This is a genomic window from Rummeliibacillus stabekisii, from assembly GCF_007988965.1.
In the GTDB taxonomy this organism is placed as follows: Bacteria; Bacillota; Bacilli; order Bacillales_A; family Planococcaceae; genus Rummeliibacillus; species Rummeliibacillus stabekisii.
Map to the genome: position 1 here is coordinate 187,472 of NZ_BJVD01000002.1, position 21,630 is coordinate 209,101.

22 protein-coding genes are annotated in these 21,630 nt (G+C 40.2%); 4 read left to right on the forward strand and 18 right to left on the reverse strand.

Annotated features, from left to right (window positions below; genetic code table 11):
* Positions 1-2: 2 nt before the first annotated feature.
* A complete protein-coding gene (locus tag RST01_RS06650; RefSeq protein WP_147195379.1) occupies positions 3-1,028 on the reverse strand; it encodes a ribitol-5-phosphate dehydrogenase in 1,026 nt (341 codons plus the stop codon).
* On the reverse strand, positions 1,025-1,738 hold the full coding sequence (locus RST01_RS06655) for an IspD/TarI family cytidylyltransferase (RefSeq protein WP_066791769.1): 714 nt from the start codon (positions 1,736-1,738) through the stop codon (positions 1,025-1,027). Before RST01_RS06655 ends, RST01_RS06650 begins: the two co-directional genes overlap by 4 nt.
* Positions 1,739-2,500: 762 nt before the next feature.
* Between RST01_RS06655 and RST01_RS16270 the strand changes: the two genes are divergently transcribed.
* Positions 2,501-2,686 (forward strand): sporulation histidine kinase inhibitor Sda, encoded by a 186-nt coding sequence (locus RST01_RS16270; protein WP_066791768.1) that lies wholly within the window; start codon positions 2,501-2,503, stop codon positions 2,684-2,686.
* Between the two features lie 435 nt (positions 2,687-3,121).
* Here RST01_RS16270 and RST01_RS06665 read toward each other — a convergent pair whose 3' ends face one another.
* Complete coding sequence (locus RST01_RS06665) at positions 3,122-3,589, reverse strand: IDEAL domain-containing protein (RefSeq protein WP_066791767.1); 468 nt, start codon at positions 3,587-3,589, stop codon at positions 3,122-3,124.
* A gap of 212 nt (positions 3,590-3,801) precedes the next feature.
* Between RST01_RS06665 and RST01_RS06670 the strand changes: the two genes are divergently transcribed.
* Both RST01_RS06670 and RST01_RS06675 read left to right on the forward strand, forming a co-directional pair.
* A complete protein-coding gene (locus tag RST01_RS06670; protein WP_147195380.1) occupies positions 3,802-5,373 on the forward strand; it encodes an SWIM zinc finger family protein in 1,572 nt (523 codons plus the stop codon).
* Positions 5,370-8,144: a DEAD/DEAH box helicase gene (locus RST01_RS06675; RefSeq protein ID WP_147195382.1), complete on the forward strand. Its 2,775-nt coding sequence runs from the start codon at positions 5,370-5,372 to the stop codon at positions 8,142-8,144. The genes RST01_RS06670 and RST01_RS06675 overlap by 4 nt, the downstream gene beginning before the upstream one ends.
* Before the next feature lie 268 nt (positions 8,145-8,412).
* On the opposite strand, the gene RST01_RS06680 is transcribed toward RST01_RS06675, so the two are convergent.
* On the reverse strand, positions 8,413-8,838 hold the full coding sequence (locus RST01_RS06680) for a single-stranded DNA-binding protein (RefSeq protein WP_147195385.1): 426 nt from the start codon (positions 8,836-8,838) through the stop codon (positions 8,413-8,415).
* Between the two features lie 298 nt (positions 8,839-9,136).
* On the opposite strand from RST01_RS06680, the gene RST01_RS06685 reads away from it, so the two are divergent.
* Positions 9,137-9,571: a YwpF family protein gene (locus RST01_RS06685; RefSeq protein ID WP_307723578.1), complete on the forward strand. Its 435-nt coding sequence runs from the start codon at positions 9,137-9,139 to the stop codon at positions 9,569-9,571.
* A gap of 64 nt (positions 9,572-9,635) precedes the next feature.
* Here the strand turns inward: RST01_RS06685 and RST01_RS06690 are convergent, their stop codons facing one another.
* From RST01_RS06690 to atpG, 14 genes are all read right to left on the reverse strand, one after another.
* On the reverse strand, positions 9,636-10,025 hold the full coding sequence (locus tag RST01_RS06690) for a hypothetical protein (protein ID WP_147195387.1): 390 nt from the start codon (positions 10,023-10,025) through the stop codon (positions 9,636-9,638).
* A gap of 123 nt (positions 10,026-10,148) precedes the next feature.
* Positions 10,149-10,589 carry a 3-hydroxyacyl-ACP dehydratase FabZ gene (fabZ, locus tag RST01_RS06695; RefSeq protein ID WP_066791762.1) on the reverse strand — a complete coding sequence of 147 codons (441 nt, stop codon included), beginning with the start codon at positions 10,587-10,589 and terminating at the stop codon, positions 10,149-10,151.
* Between the two features lie 28 nt (positions 10,590-10,617).
* Positions 10,618-10,908: a DNA-directed RNA polymerase subunit beta gene (locus tag RST01_RS06700; RefSeq protein WP_066791761.1), complete on the reverse strand. Its 291-nt coding sequence runs from the start codon at positions 10,906-10,908 to the stop codon at positions 10,618-10,620.
* Positions 10,909-10,926: 18 nt separating this feature from the next.
* The gene (locus RST01_RS06705; RefSeq protein ID WP_147195389.1) at positions 10,927-11,760 is read right to left on the reverse strand and encodes a flagellar hook-basal body protein; all 834 of its coding nucleotides are present in this window, start codon (positions 11,758-11,760) and stop codon (positions 10,927-10,929) included.
* 24 nt (positions 11,761-11,784) lie between these two features.
* Complete coding sequence (locus RST01_RS06710) at positions 11,785-12,624, reverse strand: flagellar hook-basal body protein (RefSeq protein WP_147195391.1); 840 nt, start codon at positions 12,622-12,624, stop codon at positions 11,785-11,787.
* Between the two features lie 132 nt (positions 12,625-12,756).
* Entirely contained in the window at positions 12,757-13,755 is a 999-nt protein-coding gene (locus RST01_RS06715) for a rod shape-determining protein (protein WP_147195393.1), read from the reverse strand.
* 155 nt (positions 13,756-13,910) lie between these two features.
* Positions 13,911-14,192: a sporulation transcriptional regulator SpoIIID gene (locus RST01_RS06720; protein WP_066791757.1), complete on the reverse strand. Its 282-nt coding sequence runs from the start codon at positions 14,190-14,192 to the stop codon at positions 13,911-13,913.
* Between the two features lie 84 nt (positions 14,193-14,276).
* Positions 14,277-14,936, reverse strand: a complete 660-nt coding sequence (locus tag RST01_RS06725; RefSeq protein ID WP_147195395.1) for a M23 family metallopeptidase — start codon at positions 14,934-14,936, stop codon at positions 14,277-14,279.
* Positions 14,937-14,946: 10 nt separating this feature from the next.
* Positions 14,947-15,966, reverse strand: a complete 1,020-nt coding sequence (spoIID, locus tag RST01_RS06730; protein ID WP_147195396.1) for a stage II sporulation protein D — start codon at positions 15,964-15,966, stop codon at positions 14,947-14,949.
* 687 nt (positions 15,967-16,653) lie between these two features.
* The gene (gene murA, locus RST01_RS06735; RefSeq protein WP_147195397.1) at positions 16,654-17,955 is read right to left on the reverse strand and encodes a UDP-N-acetylglucosamine 1-carboxyvinyltransferase; all 1,302 of its coding nucleotides are present in this window, start codon (positions 17,953-17,955) and stop codon (positions 16,654-16,656) included.
* A 443-nt stretch (positions 17,956-18,398) separates the two neighbouring features.
* Positions 18,399-18,644, reverse strand: a complete 246-nt coding sequence (locus RST01_RS06740) for a DUF1146 family protein (RefSeq protein WP_066791753.1) — start codon at positions 18,642-18,644, stop codon at positions 18,399-18,401.
* Between the two features lie 204 nt (positions 18,645-18,848).
* Positions 18,849-19,253 (reverse strand): F0F1 ATP synthase subunit epsilon, encoded by a 405-nt coding sequence (locus RST01_RS06745; protein WP_147195399.1) that lies wholly within the window; start codon positions 19,251-19,253, stop codon positions 18,849-18,851.
* A gap of 24 nt (positions 19,254-19,277) precedes the next feature.
* Positions 19,278-20,693, reverse strand: a complete 1,416-nt coding sequence (atpD, locus tag RST01_RS06750; protein WP_066791751.1) for a F0F1 ATP synthase subunit beta — start codon at positions 20,691-20,693, stop codon at positions 19,278-19,280.
* A gap of 47 nt (positions 20,694-20,740) precedes the next feature.
* A complete protein-coding gene (gene atpG, locus RST01_RS06755) occupies positions 20,741-21,601 on the reverse strand; it encodes an ATP synthase F1 subunit gamma (RefSeq protein WP_147195401.1) in 861 nt (286 codons plus the stop codon).
* Positions 21,602-21,630: the final 29 nt, after the last annotated feature.

The window sequence follows — 21,630 nt, forward strand, 5'->3', positions numbered from 1 at the left end:
TTTTAGATTTTCCAGTTCATGATGGTTTTGCCCCATGAATTAGAAAGGTCTGATTCAAATGCACTAAGCGCATCTTGTACAGATGTCACGTGGAAGACTTGTCCAATTAAAGTAGCTAGATATTCAACGATTTCTGGATGTTCTTTATAAATATCCACTGTACGTTGGAAGTCGGCCACACCGCTTCGGCTGCTACCGATAAGTGTTAATCCTTTTTCCAATACCATGCGCGTATTGATTTCTACCGGATATTCACTAACGCCAAGCAATGCAATAGAGCCTTCTGGTTTGATGACATCAATGATTTGGTCAATTGCATATTGGCTTCCCTTGCCTCCAGCACATTCGAAGGCATGATCAATTTCATAGCCTTCTGGGATATCATTAATGTAAATCGCTTCATCACAGAATGAGAATTGATTTAATTTGTAATCTGTTTTCCCAAAGATCGTCACTTTACAATCAGGATATAGTGTTTTTAAGAATAAAGATGTAATAAAACCAAGATTGCCGTCTCCCCAAACGCCGAATGAACTGCGGCGTTTAATGGATTTTTCTTCGAAACGAGTGATAGCATGCACAGCAACAGAAACAAGTTCTGTATAGGCAGCAACATTCATATCAATATCTTGCGGCAATACAATTAAACGGTCGCGGCGGATAAATACATAATCCTGCATAAATCCATCATAGCCGCTTGATCTGAAGTGGCTTGTAGTCAAATAATTTTCTCTAATATAAGGATCTTCTTCTGTAGGCTTGTTCGGTACCATAACAACCTTTGTGCCTACAGGGAATTCATCTTGCGGGTCATAAGCGATTTCACCAACACCCTCATGGATAAGGGCCATCGGAAGCTTTTTCTTCATTGCTTCTTCGCCGCGCGTTCCTGTGTAATAGCGTTGGTCCGCCGCACAAATAGAAAGATGTGTAGGGCGTACAACCACTTTTTCCGCTGTTATAGAGCTGTCTTTGTAAGTGACTTCAATTTGTCTTGGTGATACGAGGCGATAAATTTGGTTAATCACTTATCCATACTTCCTTTCAATATTGCGTTGGAAACACTTAAATCGTACGGAGTTGTCACTTTGATATTAAATGTTTCACCACGCACTAATTTGACTTGAAGACCCTTGATGGCAAAAATTTTACACGCATCTGTAAGGATTTCTTTCTCTTCTTCGCTAAGCATACTATAAATTTGCTTTAATTTATTAATTTTAAAGGTTTGTGGGGTTTGCCCTTGATACATATGTGATCTGATTGGAATAGACGAGATATATTCGCCGTCTGTTGATTCTACAATTGTATCAATCGCACTGATAACAGTATCCACAGCATCATTTTTTAAGCCTTCTTCAATATTTTGCTCGATAATGCGGTGCGTCAAGAAAGGTCTTACCGCATCATGTGTAATGATGATATCTTCATCGCTGACCGGCGAAACGCTTTCAATATATGAAATGATGTTCATGATGGTATCGTTACGATCTGTGCCGCCTTCGATTACTTTAATGTTTGGCATTGTTAGACCATATTTCACTAATGTATCGGTAGTGTGACGTATCCACTCTTTTGGAGTTGCAACAATAATAGTATCGATTTTTTTATTTAGTATAAACTTCTCAATTGTGTGGATAATGATTGGTTTTTCATTTAAGTGTAAAAATTGCTTTGGCATTGGCACATTGCCCATTCGCGTGCCTTTTCCGCCTGCTAGTATTCCAGCATAAATCATTTGTATAGCACCTCTTCTTATTTGAAATTCCGGCACTAGCCGGTATGCATTATGCTACATTATTACCTTGTCGTATTGGCACTAATTGTAGCATATTTTCATTGTATGTTCTACTAGCGCCAAATAGCTCTAAATTGCTTGATCATTCTTACATGACGTATAGATTAGGATAGGGTTCGCTCTTTTCATCTTAGTTATACAAAATCTTCTTCATACTGCCTCTCAAAAGATAAAAACAATGCATTGTCTATTGAATCGAACCTTTGTTCTTTGTTATAATGAAACGTAAGTTCGGTGAGTATGAGATAACAGATAGCTCTGCTCAACGAATTATATATTTTTAAAAATTAATTGGAAAATTTTCTTATAAAAGGTTTAGTATTTGTTTATTTGGATATTTATTAAGGTGTTGGAAATTATTTTTGAACCTTTCATTTCTTTAGCAATTGAACCAAAATAGTTATAAATTAACCTAATCTTTATGATAGAACTATTATTCATAAAAAAGTTTTCGACAAATTTCGATATTTCTGTCTTCTGTGGATAAGTTTATACACAATGTCCACACTCATAGTCAAGTGGTTTCCTATTTTTCCACACAGTTTAATCACACCTTATCCACTATTTCTTGTGGATAAAGGGCATATTGTTTTGCTGGAAGCGATTTGTTAAATTAGGTGTACACCCAAGCAACCTACAATAATATTCTTTCGTTTGACCATATAGAACCAGCATTTTCAAAAAAAAGAAGGAGGGAAGTTTATGGATACATTATCAGACAAATTATTGGTTCAAGCATATAAAGATGCCAAAAGAAACAATTTGAACCCTGAATTCATCCGCATTCTTGAGGAAGAAATTCATCATCGTGTGCTTCGGAAAGTCTTATCCAACTCACAGGGCAGGGATATGTTGTTTGATGAAGAATCCCTGATGGAGATTCAGTAACTCCGTAACCGCTTACCTATACTCCGGTAGCGTTCAGTTACTGACTCCATATACCTGCCGTCTGATGATTTCCTCCATTGTCCTTCACTCAATTTTATTTTTAACTTCTTTTATTCTGTGTTTTACACCAATGCATATACACCACTATTCCATCGACCCTTTCTGTCATTAGTCACAAAAGGTCTTAACTCTTCATATCTATGAGTAAGGCAGTGTGAAGACGGAGGGATTGGGATGAGAGGGTTGTGGAAACGTTTAGGTTTCGACTTTATGGATGCCGTCATATGGGTTTATTGTTGTTTCCTCGCCATACTATTAATCTTGCTATTTATCCTTCTCTTAATTGGATAATGTTCCCCTAATTATAATAGATAATTTTTTTATATAGCAAAAGCACCCAATCTTTAGAGATTAGGTGCTTCTTAATTGTTTAACTTATTGTTCAACCTGTGCGTCCTCCATTGGTGCGATCTCTTTTGCAAGAGTATAGAATAACTCTTCATCTCGCTCTGCTAGTGCTTTGTCAATCAACTGTAAGCGATTAATGTCTTCCAGTTCTTTTATCAGCAAATCCATCTCTGAAGGGGCGCTCAGCTGTTCATCTCTTTTTAATTCAAGATCATCTAATATTAACTCCAAATGTTTATTTACATCCGATGTTAACATCAATTCATGTAAGGGCAATCGAAGAAAACGGCTGCCTTTTTGAAATACAAAGACTTCTGACAAATTCTCGATGCGCAAAGTGGATAAATTAATCACAATTTCCTTACCTTCTATAGGGATGAAATGAAATACTTCTTCGTCCTTTATTATGGAGAAATATTGATAGGCAAAAACCATTTTGAGCCTTGCGCCATCTCGCTTTGTGTAGAATGGTTCCATTCTTTTCACTTCCAACATTCTATTCCCCTCCTTATAAGGAATATTCTGATTATTAACAATATATCATGTAACCTTTAATCATGACACAAAAATCTTTGTCGCCTTTTCTGAATGTTTTTAAATTCATTTGCACAATTATGAAGGCTTTTGGCGAAACGGTTCAAAGGCATTTACGGCAGACCTTAAATAGCGATATAATGAAAGGAAAGTTTTTTTCAGGAGCGATCACTATGAATATGAATATTTCTGAAGTGGCCAACAGATATGAAGGCTTTATACGCAATCAAATGGCCGAAATAGCTTTACAACTTCATGCCAGCGATGCTGAGGATGAAGAATTAGTACGGCGTGCAGCCTTTTTGGCGCGCCATAATTATGTGAAAATCAACACGTTTAGCGAAACACAAAATACAATTCAATTTGTGGTGCAAGACGCTATGCCAACACTAGTTCAATTAAACATGAATACTGATCGCATATCATGCAACTGTCCAAGAGAAATATGGTGCCGCCATAAAGTGGCAGCCATTTTTGTTCTGTATCAATATATTGACTCTTTATCAGACTGGCTAGATAACTTCCGCAGAAGTAAATCTACACAGCTTCATCTCCTAAAAGATGAACGGTCGCCTGAATCTTGGTTAGCTCTAGTAGAAAGAGTGTATAAGGCCAACTTATTTCGTCAAACATCGCTCACTCCATACTTGCTGGAGAGTATTTTTCAAGATATGCAGCGCCAAGTTTTTCGTGAGACGCCTCTCGAACGCGAATGGCAAAGTTTGTTTAAGCTTTTCACACATATGGCACTAGTAATTCATACGTGGAAGCACTTAGAAGATGTCCATAAATCCTATGGTGGCTATATCATTCGCTTTATCGATAACGAAAAGGAAAATATTAGGGAGCATATACGGACGACTTCTTCAAAATCCCGTCTTTTTGCAACAGATCCATTTTACGATACACTTCAGGCGATGGTTCGCCGATTTACTTTGCAGGAAAAGGGCTTTTTTGGACATCGTTTAATGATTTACAAGAACTTCTGGGAATCAATGTTTAACGAAAAAGCGAGACGTGAGAATGAGCTACAAACAATCCGGCAAACTACGCAAGTAGCGGATGATGTTCGTATTGAAAGCATAGAGTCTATGTTTTATATTATGCTGAAAAATTATGAGGAACTAGGTCGTGAGCTTTCGAAGATGAACTCGGAAGACCTGCTGCTATGGCTCGACTTGGCTCAATTTGCCGCACACAATAACGATTATGAAGCACTTTCAATGATTTTGCGTACAATGCTTCCTCACTTAGATACTTTTATAAATAACCATATTTCAATTCGTTACCGCCCAAACTTTGTGGGGGCTTTCCATAGGCTATGTTCTTATATCAATCTTAATGACGAAGAAGCGGAAGTTTTATTTGCAGCAGCAGGCACGTATGGGTTGCAGCCCTATTCGCTCTTTTTAGTTGAACGCGGTCGATTCACTGAATGGTCGGCACTTCATCACCGCTTCCCTTCCTCACTCGGATATCTGGAAAATTGCGGTCTCAAAACAGTCGTAGAGCAAAAACCGGAAGTACTTTTGCCGCTATACCATTCTTTGGCGATGAATGAATTGGGCCAAAAATCCCGTCAGCATTATAAACAGGCAGTACAAGTATGGAAAAAAATGAAGACCGCTGCCAAAAAAAGCGGAAAGAACGAGTTTTGGAATCAATACATCGACCAAACGAAAAAGCAATATAAGCGCCTGCGAGCATTGCAAGAAGAAATCGAGAAAGGAAACCTCAAGCTATGACATTACAATCAAAAGTGCCAGCTTCATTTTTGAAAACCTTGCTAGTGGAAATCAAAACTGAAAATGGCCAGTCCTACACGATCCAATCGCTTGATGAGCACGGCACACCTATGAATGTTGATGAGTGGCTATCTTTCCTTTTTTATCAATACGAGGCATCCTTTTATGGCCTAACAGCAGTCCATACAGACGATACGGTTACAGTGACACCACTGGAATTCATCGAGCTGTTCTCAGCCCAGCAAAGGCATCCTTTTATTTCTATTGAAGGAGCAGATAAGGCTTCAAACGAAAGGATAGAGGCAGCTTCTACTGCGTCAAAATATTGGTATAGCGAGGATCTTTGGGATTATGTATCAGTGCAAGAAGACCAGCTTGCCCTCCAATTGCCAATTAACGAACAAGCTTCACAATTAGTGAATACAGCCTTGGCCCAAAAGCTAGTCGAATTGGGGCTTGCCATTGGAGAAATCCCTTCCCTTTTATCTTATTTCCGAAATGGCGGTTGGCCTATCCATTCCAAAACTGTTGAGGATGAGATTTATGTTGGCATGAGGCTAAGAGAGCCAGCAGAAAACGAAGATGAATGGCATCTTGAAACCGTCATTCGAGGCAAGAAAAGTATGAATTACTGGGCTCCACCAGTGCGAAAACGTACCTTGAAAATTGAAAATGCTCTTCCTGAAAAGTGGAAGAACTATGCAATCGGCATTCATCAGTTGCAACAGCAAATGATCGACCTGTTGAGAGATCAAGCATATATGCAAGACGTTGACTCTGAGAAGTTCCTTTCATCTCGGTTAAAAGATGCGGATGTTCGAGAGTTTTTACGGTCAGATTTCGCGAGGCTTCAAGCATTAGGTTTTGAAATTGTTCTGCCTGCATGGCTGAAAGAGCTGAAGGACTCTCGCTTCAAAGTGCGGGCAACCGCGAATACTGCATCAAACTATAAATCAGCTGCCGGCCTGCAAGAAATCTTAACATTTAACTGGAAGCTATCTTTAAATGGCCAAGAGATTTCAATGGAAGACTTCCAACAGATGGTGAATGATAATCGTGAATTCATCAGAGCTGGTACAGAATGGGTACGCGTAGATGCACAGTGGATGCAAGAGATTCGCAAGCTGATGGATAAAGCCGAATCGGAGAATTGGACAGTGAAAGATCTTTTGTTCCAAGAGTTGCCGGAAGAGCTAACCATCCCGCTTGACGACGAGGAAGAAGAGGAAGCAGATGATCCATTCTTCCAATTCGAAATGCAAAAGTCCCTGCGAGAGTATGTTAAGAAACTTGTGGATAAAAAAGGACTGCCACAAGTTCCCATCTCTCAAAATCTACATGCAGAATTACGTCCTTATCAACAAGAAGGATTTGAATGGCTATCCTTTATGCACGACCAACAATTCGGTGCTTGCTTAGCTGATGATATGGGTCTCGGGAAAACCGTACAGCTTATTTCTTATTTGCTGCATATCTATGATGAAAACAAAGAAGCATCACCATCTCTGATTATTTGTCCAACCTCTGTGCTTGGCAACTGGCAAAAAGAATTAGCACGATTTGCTCCTACCCTAAAGGTCTATATGCATTATGGTCCAACACGTTTGAAGGACCAAACATTTTACGATCATTTGCAGCGTGAAAAACCGCAAATTGTGTTATCAACCTACGGTACCATCACCCAGGATGTAGAAATGCTTGAAAAAATAGAATGGTCAAATGTTACGCTAGACGAAGCGCAAAACATTAAAAACATGCACACAAAACAATCGAAGGCGATTCGAAAATTGCGTGGAAAACATCATATAGCATTGACTGGTACACCCGTTGAAAACCGATTATCTGAACTATGGGCGATCTTTGATTTTATATACAAAGGTTATCTGGGCAGCTTTTCACGCTTCCAGGAAGAATATATAGCGCCGATTGAGCGAGATGATTCAGAAGTCCATAAACACCGTTTACGTAAGAAAATCCAGCCGTTCCTGCTGCGACGTACCAAGCAGGATCCTGCCCTTATGCTCAATTTGCCTGACAAAGTGGAACAACGGGAATATTGCCCACTGACAGAGGAGCAGGCCGTGCTTTATGAAAGCTTTATACAAGAAACGGTGCAAAAACTGGAGACACTCTCAGGCTTTGAAAGAAAAGGGCTTATCTTAAAGATGCTTAATAAGTTGAAGCAGCTGTGTAACCATCCTGCTCTTTATTTAAAGGAGCCTTTCGAGAACGCCAAAGAAATGATGGAACGCTCTGAGAAGCTGGATCGTATTATTACGCTGGCTGGCGATATTGCAGGCAATGGTGAGCAGTGCCTAATCTTTACACAATATATTGGAATGGGACAGCTCATACAGCATTGTCTAACAGAACTCTACGATATAGATGCGCCATTTTTAACAGGCAGCATGCCAAAAAATCAGCGTGATTATTTTGTCGAGTCTTTCCAAAAAGGCGAATTCCCCATTTTCATTTTGTCCTTAAAGGCTGGGGGCACAGGCCTGAATTTAACTGCAGCTAACCATGTTCTCCATGCAGACAGGTGGTGGAATCCAGCAGTTGAAAACCAAGCAACAGACCGTGCGTACCGGATTGGCCAAACCCAATTTGTCCATGTTCATAAGTTCATGACGACTGGGACGGTAGAGGAAAAAATTGATACATTATTAACCGAAAAGCAATCGTTGTCGGAAGAATTAATCCAATCCAGCCAATGGATTACGGAACTAAATGACAATGAGATCAAGGATTTATTGTCATTTAACTTTTAGCCAAATTAAAAAAGGTTCTGCTATTTACAGCAGAACCTTTTTATTATGTACAGATAAAGTCATACAATCGATGACTTCATCCGCTGTCTTCCCCATAGACATTTGTTTAATACGCTTTACTTTCATCACATAATTTCCCTGTACCTGTAATAGCCTTTTTTGAATTGTTCTGTGGATGATCATTTGGTTGAATTTTTTATTTAGAACAATTCATCAAACCCATTGGCGCGGTCTTGCCATAGGAGCTATCATTACAACCTTTGCCGCATTATACAATCGGCAACCCTTCTACTTCTTCTGTCGGTAATACAAAGCCCTGTGGTACGTTATTTTGAGTTGTTGCCCTCTGAGTTCCTTTTTGTGTATGTTCTTCGCGGTTCTTCAATGCGATAAAACGAACTTCATCCGCTACCACTTCTGTTAAATATACTCGCTTACCATCGTCACGGTCATAAGACCTTGATTGCAACCGGCCACCAACCCCAATTAATGAGCCTTTTCCGCAATACTTGACAACATTCGCAGCGAGCTTGCCCCATACAACACAAGATACAAAGTCAGCTTCAACCTGACCATTCGCATTTTTGAACTTGCGATTTATGGCAATGGTAAAGCTTGTTGCCATCCTACCTTCCGCTAATCGCCTCAAGTCTGGATCTTTTGTTATCCTCCCCACAAGAGCAACTTGATTCACCCCTTCACCTCCTCCCGCTTAAGTTATACCTATCATACGGAAGTGGCTACGTTTTAGCAAAATAGCGAAAACAAATTTCAACCTATATTTTGATTCGATATTCAATTTTGTTTCTGGAGAAACGGAGCGTTATGCTGTTTTCCTCATGCAGGAAAAAACGTAAAAATCTATTTTAGCTTTTTTTCATGTTATAATAATGACATCTACTATCTAGACCAAATAATAAAGCAAAAATTCTCGGAATCATCAAACATAACTAACATTTGTGTCATATACTATATTTTTTGAAAGATTGGCGGTGATTATTATAAAGACATTCAAAATGCTATCATTAGAGTTGTTAGAAGAAAATCAGTTCACGTCATACCCGCTCATAGACGGGATTATTATCAATCAAGAAAATAGCCATAAATATTGGATTCTAGAGATGTATATGGATGCTCAGTATGCCGACGATTTTGCTAAATATCTTGGGACAGATGACATCCTTGACGTCCGTGCAGTGATTTCTTATCCGGACAATGAACCTGCTTACTTCCGTGTTGTTGTCCATAACATTACGGAAATGCCCGATACTGGCCATGTATCTGTCTTGTTGAAAGGTACACTAAATTCCAACAGAAGGCAGTACGCTGAGCAGCTATTGCTTGAACTTGTAGAAGAGGGCTTAACGGGCAATGTATTGCTTGAACGATTCAAGTCTGATTTACATAATCGAAAAAAATTAAAATAAAAACACGAAAAAAAGATGATCTCTTAACAGAAATCATCTTTTTTCTATAGGGTGTTAACCCTTTCTATTTATTGTCATCGTTATCATGATGTACATTATTGCCGTTTGTAGCTTCATCATCTGTTACCATACGGTCATTAGGTGTTGGCTGGTTGCCTGGCAACACATCATTAACGCCACGTTCTACATCTTCAGTGACATCATTGACGCCTTCTTCAACGTCTGTCATGCCATTGTTCACGCCTTGCTCAATGTCAGTTGTTGTACTGCCGTTTTGAGCGCCGTTGTTTACACCGTCATTTGTAACGCCGTCATCTGTATTGCCAGTGTTAACATCACGGTTGACGTCCTCCATCGGTGTTTCCGTACGTGTATCTTCTACTGCTTTTTTGTTATTGCACCCAACCAATAGAATGGCAGTACAAATTAAAACGCCTGCTGATTTTCTCCACATACTAAAATCCTCCTTCCAGCATATAATCTTAAACCACGACACGCTGTGTGCGATTCAAGAATAGTATGAACGGAAAGAGGAAAACTATCCTTACAACTAAAAAAACTTTTTAAAAGCAGGACTTTATTCTTTTGGAGCTGCAGGTCCAATTGCAAATAGGATATCCGCTTCACTAGCAAGCTCTCCATCCACAGTTGCTTTTGCATGGCCTTTTCCCATTGTGCCGCGAATTCTTGTGAATTCTACTTCAATATGAAGCTGGTCACCAGGGACTACCTGACGTTTAAAACGTGCGTTGTCTATACCTGTTAGGAAGGCTAGACGACCTTTAAAGTCATCTGAACTCAATAAGGCAACGCCGCCTACTTGTGCCATTGCTTCAATAATAAGTACGCCAGGCATTACAGGATAGCCTGGGAAATGCCCATTAAAGAAAGGCTCATTAATTGATACATTTTTAATGCCGACAGCACGTTTGCCTTCTTCTACTTCTGTAATCCGGTCCACTAAAAGAAATGGATAGCGGTGCGGCAATATTTGTTGGATTTGTTCTGCAGTTAGCAATGCTCTTCCTCCTCTATAAATCAACTGCCTATTTGCCGTTCATAAGATCAAAGACATGTTCCCAAGTCTCTGGTTTAAAAACGCCAAATGGGTTGCCATCACCGATAACGCCATAGCCAATCATAGCTCCGGCGATGACTGCAATAGCTAGTAAAACAACAACAATTAGGATTCTGATGCCGATGGATAAAATACCTCTAGTGACCCAGTTTCCGTCTCTTTCTCCAACACCTGCTTGCTTTTGCTGTTTCGCTTCTTTGCGAGTTTTAGCGGCACGAGTTGGATTTTCAGTTTTTTGTTCTGTTGTATTATTTGCCATTACAAAATTCTCCTCTACTTATCGAATCCCATTTACTAGCCCCATCATTTGATCAGCCATTGTAATGGTACGTGCGTTAAATTGGTATGAACGCTGAGTATTAATGAGATCGGACATCTCTTTCGAAATATCTACATTAGATGCTTCAAGACCACCATTTTGCATGGCGATTTGGTTTCGGTTTCCGCCTTGCAAATTTTGGAGCACTGAAGCTTCTTGAACACCAAATTCACCGAAGTTCTCAGGCAAACCGATATAAGTGCCTGAAATATGTTCCATTAGCTCCGGCTTTTGAATTTGAGTTACACCTAACTCTATTTTAACACTTCTATTATTATACTGAACATTTAAATTCCCGTCTGCTGTTACGCTGAATTCTTTTGCGCCGTCCGGCAATTGAATTGCATTTCCTCTAGAATCAGCAATTGGATACCCATCGTTATTGACAAGCATCACATTCCCATTATCTGTTGGTGAGAGATAAAAATCTCCTTGTCTAGTGTAGACAGTTTTAGTAGCGTTGCCATCTGGCATCAAGACATTAAAATATTGTCTTTCTTTCGACAAAGAAAAATCAAGTACTCGACCAGTTTGTTGAAATGTGCCGAGTTTTGAATTAATTTGCGCTTGTGCAAGACCTGCTCCGACCCCTATGCGGATACCGGGCTGTGATTGCCGTGGTGCTTTATCTTTATCATCATTATCGAACTGTTGGTATAGCAGTTCGCCAAATTTTGTTTCCTTCGCTTTAAAGCCATGCGTGTTGCTGTTAGATATGTTGTTACTGATTGTATCCAGCTGTTGCTGTAATTGCCCCATTGTATTGGCAGCAGACGCCATTGTTCTGATCACTTAATATCCCTCCAAAGCCAATGCTTATACCTTGCCGATTTCATTGACTGCTTTATCCATGCTTCGGTCATATGCTTGAAGTATCTTTTGGTTTGCTTCAAATGCTCTATAGGCTGTCATCATATCCGTCATCGTGCGTGCTGAATCAACATTGGAGCGTTCAATATAGCCTTGTTTCGTTGAAAATTGTACACCGTTCACTGTATAAGCTGAAGGAAGATTATCACCATTATTTGTATAATAAAGCCCTGCATCACGTTTTGCTAGTGTATCCGGTTCATCAGAATAGGCAATTCCGAGTTTAGCCACTCTTCGTCCTTGCTCATAAACATCCCCATTCTCTCGAATTTGAAAGTCATCGCTTTGTAAATTAATCTTTTGGCCTTGATCTGAAAGGACAAATAAACCTTGTGAGTTTACTAGATTGCCAGCAGCATCAAGAGTAAAGCTGCCATTACGTGTATATGCCTCATTACCCGCTTCATTTTGTAAACGGTAAAATATCGCTCCCTTTGTGCCCGTTTCTTCGTTTACAGGGAGATTGCCGTCTACTAATGCTACATCCGTTGGCATATCTGTCGCGGTGATTTGGCCCTGCGTATAGTCTGGCAGCGTTTCTTGCATGTATGTGCCTGTACCGAGCGCGCCAATTTGTTTAACGGAACTGCCTTCATAGCCATTCTGGCGATTTGCAGGACCGCTTTTTGTAATGGTTGACATCAGCATATCCGGAAACGCGCGGATAGTTGATTGATCTGCTTTAAACCCAGGAGTATTAGCATTGGCAATATTATTCGATAATAGTTCAGTGCGCCGCTGCTCTGCAATCATGCCGGTAGCGACCGTGTAAAATCCACGAAACATTTCATTCATCCTTCCAGCTGGAATGTATATAGTAATCGTTCGTCAATGAGTATCGTAGTTGAATCTTTATATTATAAATTAAATTTACTTAGTATATTTTTATTGATTCTATCATTTTTTTATTTCGGCTAATTATTTCATACGTTTAGGTGTTCGGTCAATATTTTCTAATATTATTCCTGTACCTATCGCTACACAGTCCATAGGGTTTTCAGCAATGAAGACAGGTACTTTAATTTCCTCGGCCAATAAACGGTCTAAGCCGTGAAGTAGCGCTCCTCCGCCCGTTACCATTACCCCACGGTCTATAATGTCTGCTGAGAGCTCTGGAGGCGTTTTTTCGAGTACATTTTTGGCTGATTGTATGATAAGTGATACGGATTCTTGTAAAGCTTGTTCAATTTCATGCGAATGGACTTCTAAAGTTCTTGGCAGACCTGTTACCAAATCTCGGCCACGAATCTCCATGGATTCATTGCGTCCTTCCGGATAGACTGTACCGATTGTGATTTTAATATTCTCCGCTGTTCTTTCACCAATCAGGAGTTTGTATTTTTTCTTGATATATTGGAAGATATCATGGTCAAACAAATCCCCGGCCACTTTGATAGATTCTGATGTTACGATGTCGCCCATAGATAAGACTGCTACATCCGTAGTGCCTCCGCCTATATCAATAACCATATTGCCGCTTGGCTGAAAAATATCCATTCCCGCACCAATTGCTGAGACTTTTGGTTCTTCTTCTAAAAACACGTTGCGTCCACCAGATTTCTCTGCTGCTTCCCGAATCGCTTTTTGTTCAACACTTGTAATATTTGTAGGACAGCAAATAAGAATACGAGGTTTAGACATAAATCCTTTGATATTCAGTTTATTGATAAAGTAGCGAAGCATAGACTCTGTCATATCAAAATCAGCAATGACACCATCTCTTAAAGGACGGATCGCCACAATGTTTCCAGGCGTACGGCCGACCATCTTGCGTGCTTCTTCGCCAACAGCCAATACTTCGTTTGTTTTTTGATCTAGTGCTACAACGGAGGGTTCGTTCAAAACGATACCTTTCCCTTTTAAGTGAATTAGCACATTGGCCGTACCTAAATCGATTCCTATATCTCTCGAAAACATAATTTCACCTTTCCTAACTGTTCTTTCGCACGTTTATATATATATGTATCTAGAATATTTTAGCATAGCCTATACGCAATTACATCTATTATTTCTCCATATTATGGGCTTTTTGGCGGGTTTTCCACCTGCTCAAAATAAAAAAAACACCCCCGCTAATCTTGTTGCGAAGGTGTCTTATTATCGGCATGGTGCGTCAACCATTTTTGCCGAGTTGCTTCTCCACCGCGTATATGACGGATGGATTTGTGGTAAGCTAAGATCTCGCTTACTTCTTTCGCTAATTCTTCATTCACCAGCATCAATCTTTCTGTAAGATCCTTATGAATGGTACTTTTGGAGTAACCAGTCTTTTGTGCTAAGGCTCTTACGGTTTGCTTAGTTTCCTTCAGCATAAAACCGAGTTTTAAACAGCGGTTGCGAATATGTTCGTGCACATTCTCTTCCTTTCCACAATGTACGAACGTTTCTTTACCATATGTTTAAAATCGTATGCTTAGAACTTGGGTGAATTGAATTTTCTAAAAAGCAAGTAAACTTGTTGGGTTGATGTGCTTGCCTTCTTGCATTACTTCAAAGTATAAATGATTTCCTGCAGCTGGGTTGTATTGGTTATCAGTTGTTTTACCGATAACTTGTCCTTGATCCACTTTATCGCCTTTTTTAACAGCGATATCTGAGACAGAGCTATAAACAGTTGTCATGCCATTCGAATGTGAAATCGTGATTTCATTCCCGATAAATGGATCACTCTTCACTTCTTCTACTTTACCGCTTAATGCTGCTAATACATCAAAGCTTTCACCGTTGACAGCAATAGAGATGCCATCGCTTGTCGTAAATGTTTGGTTAAAGACAAGCAATGCGCCTGCTCTTGATTCTTCATTTGCTTCTACATCGTAATAGTCCTGTACAACTTTAGCGTCTTTTAAAAGTGCATCTTTAAATGGATACTGCAAAGATTCCGTTTGTGCATTTGTTTCGACAGTCGGTGACTTTGCACCATTTGTTGCTGTTAACTTGCTGCCTGTCAATGGTTTTGAAGAATTGGTTAATGCTGAGTAGCCCCAAACACCGGCAACAAGCAATACTGCAAAGCTTGCATAAATAACTGGCCAGAACCAGCGTTGTTTTGTTACATTTTTCTTTTGTGGAGTAGGTTTTTTATTTTCCTCTCTCATGTTCATCACCTCATTTGCTATTCTTGTCAATAGCTTGAGAGTTTAAACATAGAGAAGAAGATTTTTTTAATTTTTCTATTTTTACGTGTTGATAGAAATGATGCAATATTTCGCTCGAGCTCGCCCCCTTTTCTGCAAGAGCTTTTGCTCCGTATTGACTCATACCTACACCATGTCCATATCCTGTTGTTTGGACTTTGACCTTTTTCGTGTCAGTATCCCAAGCAACGGTGAAATCAGATGAAGCAAGCTGCAATTTTTCTCTCACTTCTCTGCCTGTCCACTTTTTTGTACCCGAAGCTATATACTTCACTCTGCCCGAAGAATTCCGTGCAATCTTTATATTGTAGATTTGAGATTTCGTCCACTGTTGATTGAACGCGTTATTCCATTGCATCAGCGTGAATGTATAGTTGGTGTGAAAACGCGGTGATTCTTTTTCGCTTGTTGGCACAGTTACGGACTGCAGATAGGGAACCACTTGTCCACTGTAGCTTTTGGCGCTCTCCGTTTGGCCATTACTAGTCGAGAAAAACATAGCTGTAATAAGATCCTTTTTATAAGTAAGTACTTGTCCCTTTGTTGCTTGTACAGCTTTGCGGATCTTTTTTTCGTTCTTTTGGTAATTGGCACCCCAATCTTTTTTGCGCTGTGCAGGACTTGCATAAGCCTGGGCAGAAACAGTTGGTTCAATCTTACTTTTGCCGAAGCTTGTTCGTTTTAAAGCAAATGTCCTTGACGCAATGGCCTGAGCCTTTAAAGCTTCCAAATCAAAAGAAGCGGGCATTTCTGCCGCCACAACTCCTACTATATATTCTTCTAGCGGGTACGTTTCCTTTTGGCCCACTATTTGAATAGTAATCGGACAGCTTCCATCTTTTTCTTTCACAGTATCTTGTCCACTTTTTAAAGGCCGTGCGACGTGTGTTTGTACTGGTACTTTCTCCTTGGCTTTTTGTTTAATCACAATAGTTGGCAGTAAAAACAATGCGACGATTGAAATGAGGATATATAGGTGTATTTTTTTCATAGTGAATTATATGTATGGTTTTTATTGATTATGCATAAAGAGGTGGGGCATCAGTTTGACTGTTGGAGTTGGGGTTAGGACAGGTAGAGGTGGGTTGATTATGGCTTGGGAATGATTTTAGGGACACTCAGGCTTCTTTTTGGGACACTCAGGCTGCTATTCAGGTCACTAAGTTGATTTTTCTACCCACTCGAAGCTCTTTTGCGGACACTCGGGTCTATTTGGGTCACTCAGTCCTCTTTTTGGGTCACTCAGATCGCTATTCGGGTCACTCAACCGATTATTCGGCCCACTCGAGGCGCTTTTACGGTCACTGGCTCTTTTTGGGTCACTCAGGCTCCTTTTGAGGTCACTCATGCTGCTATTCAGGACACTCAGTTGATTATTCGACCCACTCGAGGGACTTTTACGGTCACTGGCCTCTATTCGAGTCACTCAGGCTCCTTTTGAGGTCACTCAGTTGATTTTTCGACCCACTCGAGGCGCTTTTACGGTCACTGGCTCCATTCGGGTCATTCAGGCTCCTTTTTAGGACACTCAGGTCTCTATTCAAGTCACTCAACCGCTTATTCGAACCACTCGAAGATCTTTTACTGACACTGGGGTCACAGGCTCTGATTAAGGGCTTATACATTTCCCCAAAATAAAAAAACTCAGTGCATACATGCAATGAGTTTTTTTCATTTTTTATGAATTAACTTGCAATTCTTTGGCAAAGACTTCTTCTGTAGAGATACGTTCAATATCAGCACCTAGAGCCGCTAATTTTGTATGGAAATTAACATATCCTCTGTCCAGATGCTTCAGTTCTGACACGCGTGTAATGCCTTCAGCAACTAAGCCAGCTAGAATCAATGCTGCAGCTGCGCGCAAATCTGTCGCTGCTACTTCTGCACCTTGCAATTTGCATGGTCCATCAATCATAACAGAGCGGCCATCGATTTTAGCATTCGCGTTCATACGACGGAATTCTTCTACATGCATGAAACGATTTTCAAAAACAGTTTCTGTTATAACACTTGCACCTTCTGCAACAAGCATTAAAGACATAAGCTGTGATTGCATATCAGTAGGGAATCCTGGATGTGGCATTGTTTTCACATCAACTGCTTTTAATGGATGTGTTGCACGGACGCGCAAGCCTTCTCCTTCTTCCTCAATTTCGACGCCCATTTCCACCATTTTAGAAATTAAGGCTGTCATATGCTCTGGTACTGCATTTTCAATGTGTACATCTCCGCCAGTAATTGCAGCTGCAACCATGAATGTGCCTGCTTCAATTCTGTCAGGAATAATAGAATGTATTGTACCATATAATGTTTCAACACCTTCGATACGGATTGTATCCGTACCAGCGCCGACTACTTTACCGCCCATTTCATTGATGAAATTCGCTAAATCGACAATTTCCGGCTCTTTTGCAGCATTTTCGATAATTGTCGTACCATCAGCTAGCGCAGCAGCTGTCAAGATGTTCTCTGTCGCTCCAACACTTGGGAAATCCAAGTAAATTTTAGCGCCTTTTAATCGGCCTTCTGTGTGTGCTTCTACATAGCCATGGCCAGTAGAAATTTTAGCTCCCATTAGTTCAAAGCCTTTTAAATGCTGATCAATTGGGCGAGAACCGATTGCACAGCCACCAGGCATTGCTACACGCGCATAGCCATTGCGGGCAAGAAGCGGACCCATCACCAAAATAGACGCACGCATTTTGCGTACAAACTCAAATTGAGCTTCAGATGATAATTGTGCCGAAGCATCAATTTCAACAATATTTTCCTCACTTGAGAAAGATAATTGAACATTTAAGCTTTTTAGTACTTCATCTATTGTATAAACATCGGCCAAGTTCGGCACGTTTTTAATTATATTTTTTCCTTCAGATGCTAATAACGATGCTGCTAGAACTGGTAGAACAGCGTTTTTTGCTCCTTCTACTTTTACTTTCCCGCTTAACACCTTACCGCCTTTTACAACAATTTTCTCCACAATATGTCCCTCCGAACTTATTCTAAATATCCATATTTATGTTTCAGTCCATCAAATTCATCCATTTTTTAAATCATCATTGTAAATAATTAGTAACAAAGCAAATTACATAATACAGCTTTTTCTGGATAAAGACAAGCACCGTTTACACTATTTTAGCAGTCTACGAATAAATAACTATAGTATTCCTATATTACGTAAAATACTTTGGAAGTGTGTAAAGATTTTCTAAAATTCCGCACCCAACTTAGGTACCCGTCATTTTCTTGGATAAAACAACTTACGACAATTTATTTCCCAGGCAATGTTACGCTTTATGCAAAAGAAATAATGTATGATGCATCAAATTTGTATAAGTGCATACATCTATTATAATACATCATCCGGATTGAATGTTTGTATAATCAGTTTGTGCCATTATTTCTTTTGCATACAGAATAGCTTTAATTAAATAAATATGGCAATTGTTTAGACCATGCTGCAATTGCAAGAAAGAAATTTGACACAGTTGCACCAATGGCAATGCTCAATAAAATAAAAACAAGCTGTATTTGGAATACATGATTTTTTTTAAAGATGTTCTCCACCCTAAATGCTTGCAATGCATAAAAGGTAATAGCAATAAAGAAAATATGTGAACATATGCTAATTAGTGCATTTTGGCCAACCATTGTTGTAATTGTGTTCATAACATCCCTCCTTAATACTTGTAAAAAAGCGAGCAGAATATCCTGCTCGCTTAAAAAGTTAATTTTATCCGGCTTAAAGGGCAGTAAGACTTTCCATCATCAAAAAGTTCAGATGGAGATCGCTGTCTCCAAAAACCCGAATAGAATACTTACTATCAGCAAGGAATGAAGAAAACCCAGCCAATTGAAGTTTCACTTTATTACTTAGATGTTACCCTCTTTAACGTTGATACGATTCATCGCGCGTTTTAGAGATAATTCCGCACGTTTGAAATCAATGTCATCTTGCTTGCTTTGAAGTCGGCTTTCAGCACGTTTTACAGCTTCCTTCGCACGTGCTATATCAATTTGATCAGCACCTTCTGCAGAAGGTGTTAGGATTGTCACTTTATCAGGACGAATCTCAACAAAGCCGCCGCTTACTGCTACAACATCCATACTGTTGTCTTTTTTAAGTCGAACAGCACTAACTGCTAAAGGAGCTACTGTTGGAATATGTCCAGGCAGAATACCCATTTCACCAGTTACAGTCTTCACAATAACCATGCTTACTTCTGAATCGTATACTGGGCCGTCAGGAGTGACAATGTTGACTACAGTTGTCTTCATATTTTTTCCTCCAAGTCCCTAGTATTAAAGTTCTACGCCCATATCTTTTGCTTTCGCAACTACTTCTTCGATTGGACCTACAAGTCGGAATGCATCTTCTGGTAATTTATCGTACTTGCCATCTAGAATTTCTCTGAATCCGCGTACAGTATCTTTTACATGTACGTAAGATCCTTTTTGGCCAGTGAATTGTTCTGCCACGTGGAAGTTTTGTGATAAGAAGAATTGAATTCGGCGTGCGCGGCCAACAATCAATTTATCCTCATCAGACAACTCGTCCATACCAAGGATTGCGATGATATCTTGCAATTCGTTGTAGCGTTGTAATGTTGATTGTACTTGACGAGCTACATCATAGTGTTCTTTCCCTACGATTTCAGGAGAAAGCGCACGTGATGTTGACGCAAGTGGGTCAACCGCTGGGTAGATACCCATTTCAGATAATTTACGTTCAAGGTTTGTTGTTGCATCTAAGTGAGCGAATGTTGTAGCAGGAGCCGGGTCAGTATAGTCATCGGCTGGTACATATACAGCTTGGATAGATGTTACAGAACCTTTATTTGTAGATGTGATACGTTCTTGCAAACGACCCATTTCAGTCGCAAGCGTTGGTTGGTAACCTACTGCAGATGGCATACGGCCTAAAAGCGCAGATACCTCAGAACCCGCTTGAGTGAAACGGAAGATATTATCGATGAATAGTAGAACGTCTTGTCCCATTTCATCACGGAAGTATTCAGCCATTGTAAGACCAGTCAAAGCTACACGCATACGTGCACCAGGTGGCTCATTCATTTGTCCGAATACCATTGCTGTTTTCTTGATAACGCCAGAATCGCTCATTTCGTAGTAAAGGTCGTTCCCTTCACGAGTACGTTCACCTACACCAGAGAATACGGAGATACCACCGTGCCCTTGTGCGATGTTGTTGATTAATTCTTGGATTAGTACAGTTTTACCTACACCTGCACCACCGAATAGGCCGACTTTACCACCTTTGATATAAGGAGCTAATAAGTCAACTACTTTAATACCTGTTTCAAGTACTTCAACATTTGTTGAAAGTTCTTCGAATGTAGGTGCTTCGCGGTGGATTGGGTCACGGCGAACATCTGCTGTGATTGGTGCGTCTAAGTCAATTGTTTCACCTAATACGTTGAATACACGACCTAGTGTTGCTTCACCAACTGGTACTGAAATAGCAGCACCTTTGTCAGTTACGGCTGCGCCACGTTGCAAGCCATCTGTAGATGACATTGCGATTGTACGAACAGCGTTGTCACCTAAGTGAAGAGCTACTTCCAGTGTAAGCGTTACAGCTTCTTCATTTGGACGTTTGATTTCTACAGTTAGCGCATTGTTTATTTCTGGCAATGTGTTGTTGTCGAATTGGACATCGACAACTGGACCCATTACTTGAAGAACGTGTCCTGTGTTCATACTTGTATTCCCTCCTATCGAACTATTACAGCAGTGGGGAAGCTCGCCTATTCTAAGGCCGCAGCTCCGCCAACGATTTCTGTAATTTCTTGTGTAATCGCCGCTTGACGTGCACGGTTATACAATATTGTTAAGTCATTGATTAATTCATGAGCGTTATCTGTAGCACTCTTCATTGCTGTCATACGTGCAGCATGTTCACTCGCTTTACCGTCTAGCAACGCGCCGTAAATCAAGCTTTCTGCATATTGAGGCAGCAATACTTCTAGAATCGCTTCGCCTGATGGCTCGAATTCGTAGCTTGCCCCTGTAGCGCTTGACGGAGTTATATCCGTAATTGGCAATACTTTTTTCTCCGTAGGTTCGTTGGCAATTGCACTGATAAAGTGACTGTAATACATATAAAGTTCATCATATGTACCGTCTGTGAACATACCAACAGCTTTACGAGCAATTTGTTTAATATCCGCAAATGAAGGTTGATCGGGCAAACCGATTTCTTCTCCTACGACAGTGAAGCCTTGTTTACTAAAGAAATCACGAACAACACGGCCCACAGCAAAGATCACGACGTTTTCTTTTGTATGGCCATGACGGTTCATTGCGTCTAGTGCAGTACGAATAATATTCGAATTGTATGCACCTGCAAGCCCACGATCTGAAGCCATAATCAAGTAAGCCGTTTTCTTCACCGGACGAGAGACTAACATAGGATGTGAGCCATCTGGTGTGCCTGCTGCAATCGCTGCAACAACATCTTGTATTTTATTCATATATGGAACATATGCTTTAGCATTTGCTTCGGCACGCGCCATTTTAGAAGAAGACACAAGTTGCATGGCATTTGTGATTTTACTTGTACTCGTTGTAGATTTAATGCGTTGTTTTACTTCGCGTAATGATGCCACTGGTATTTCACCACCTTACCGTTTTATTT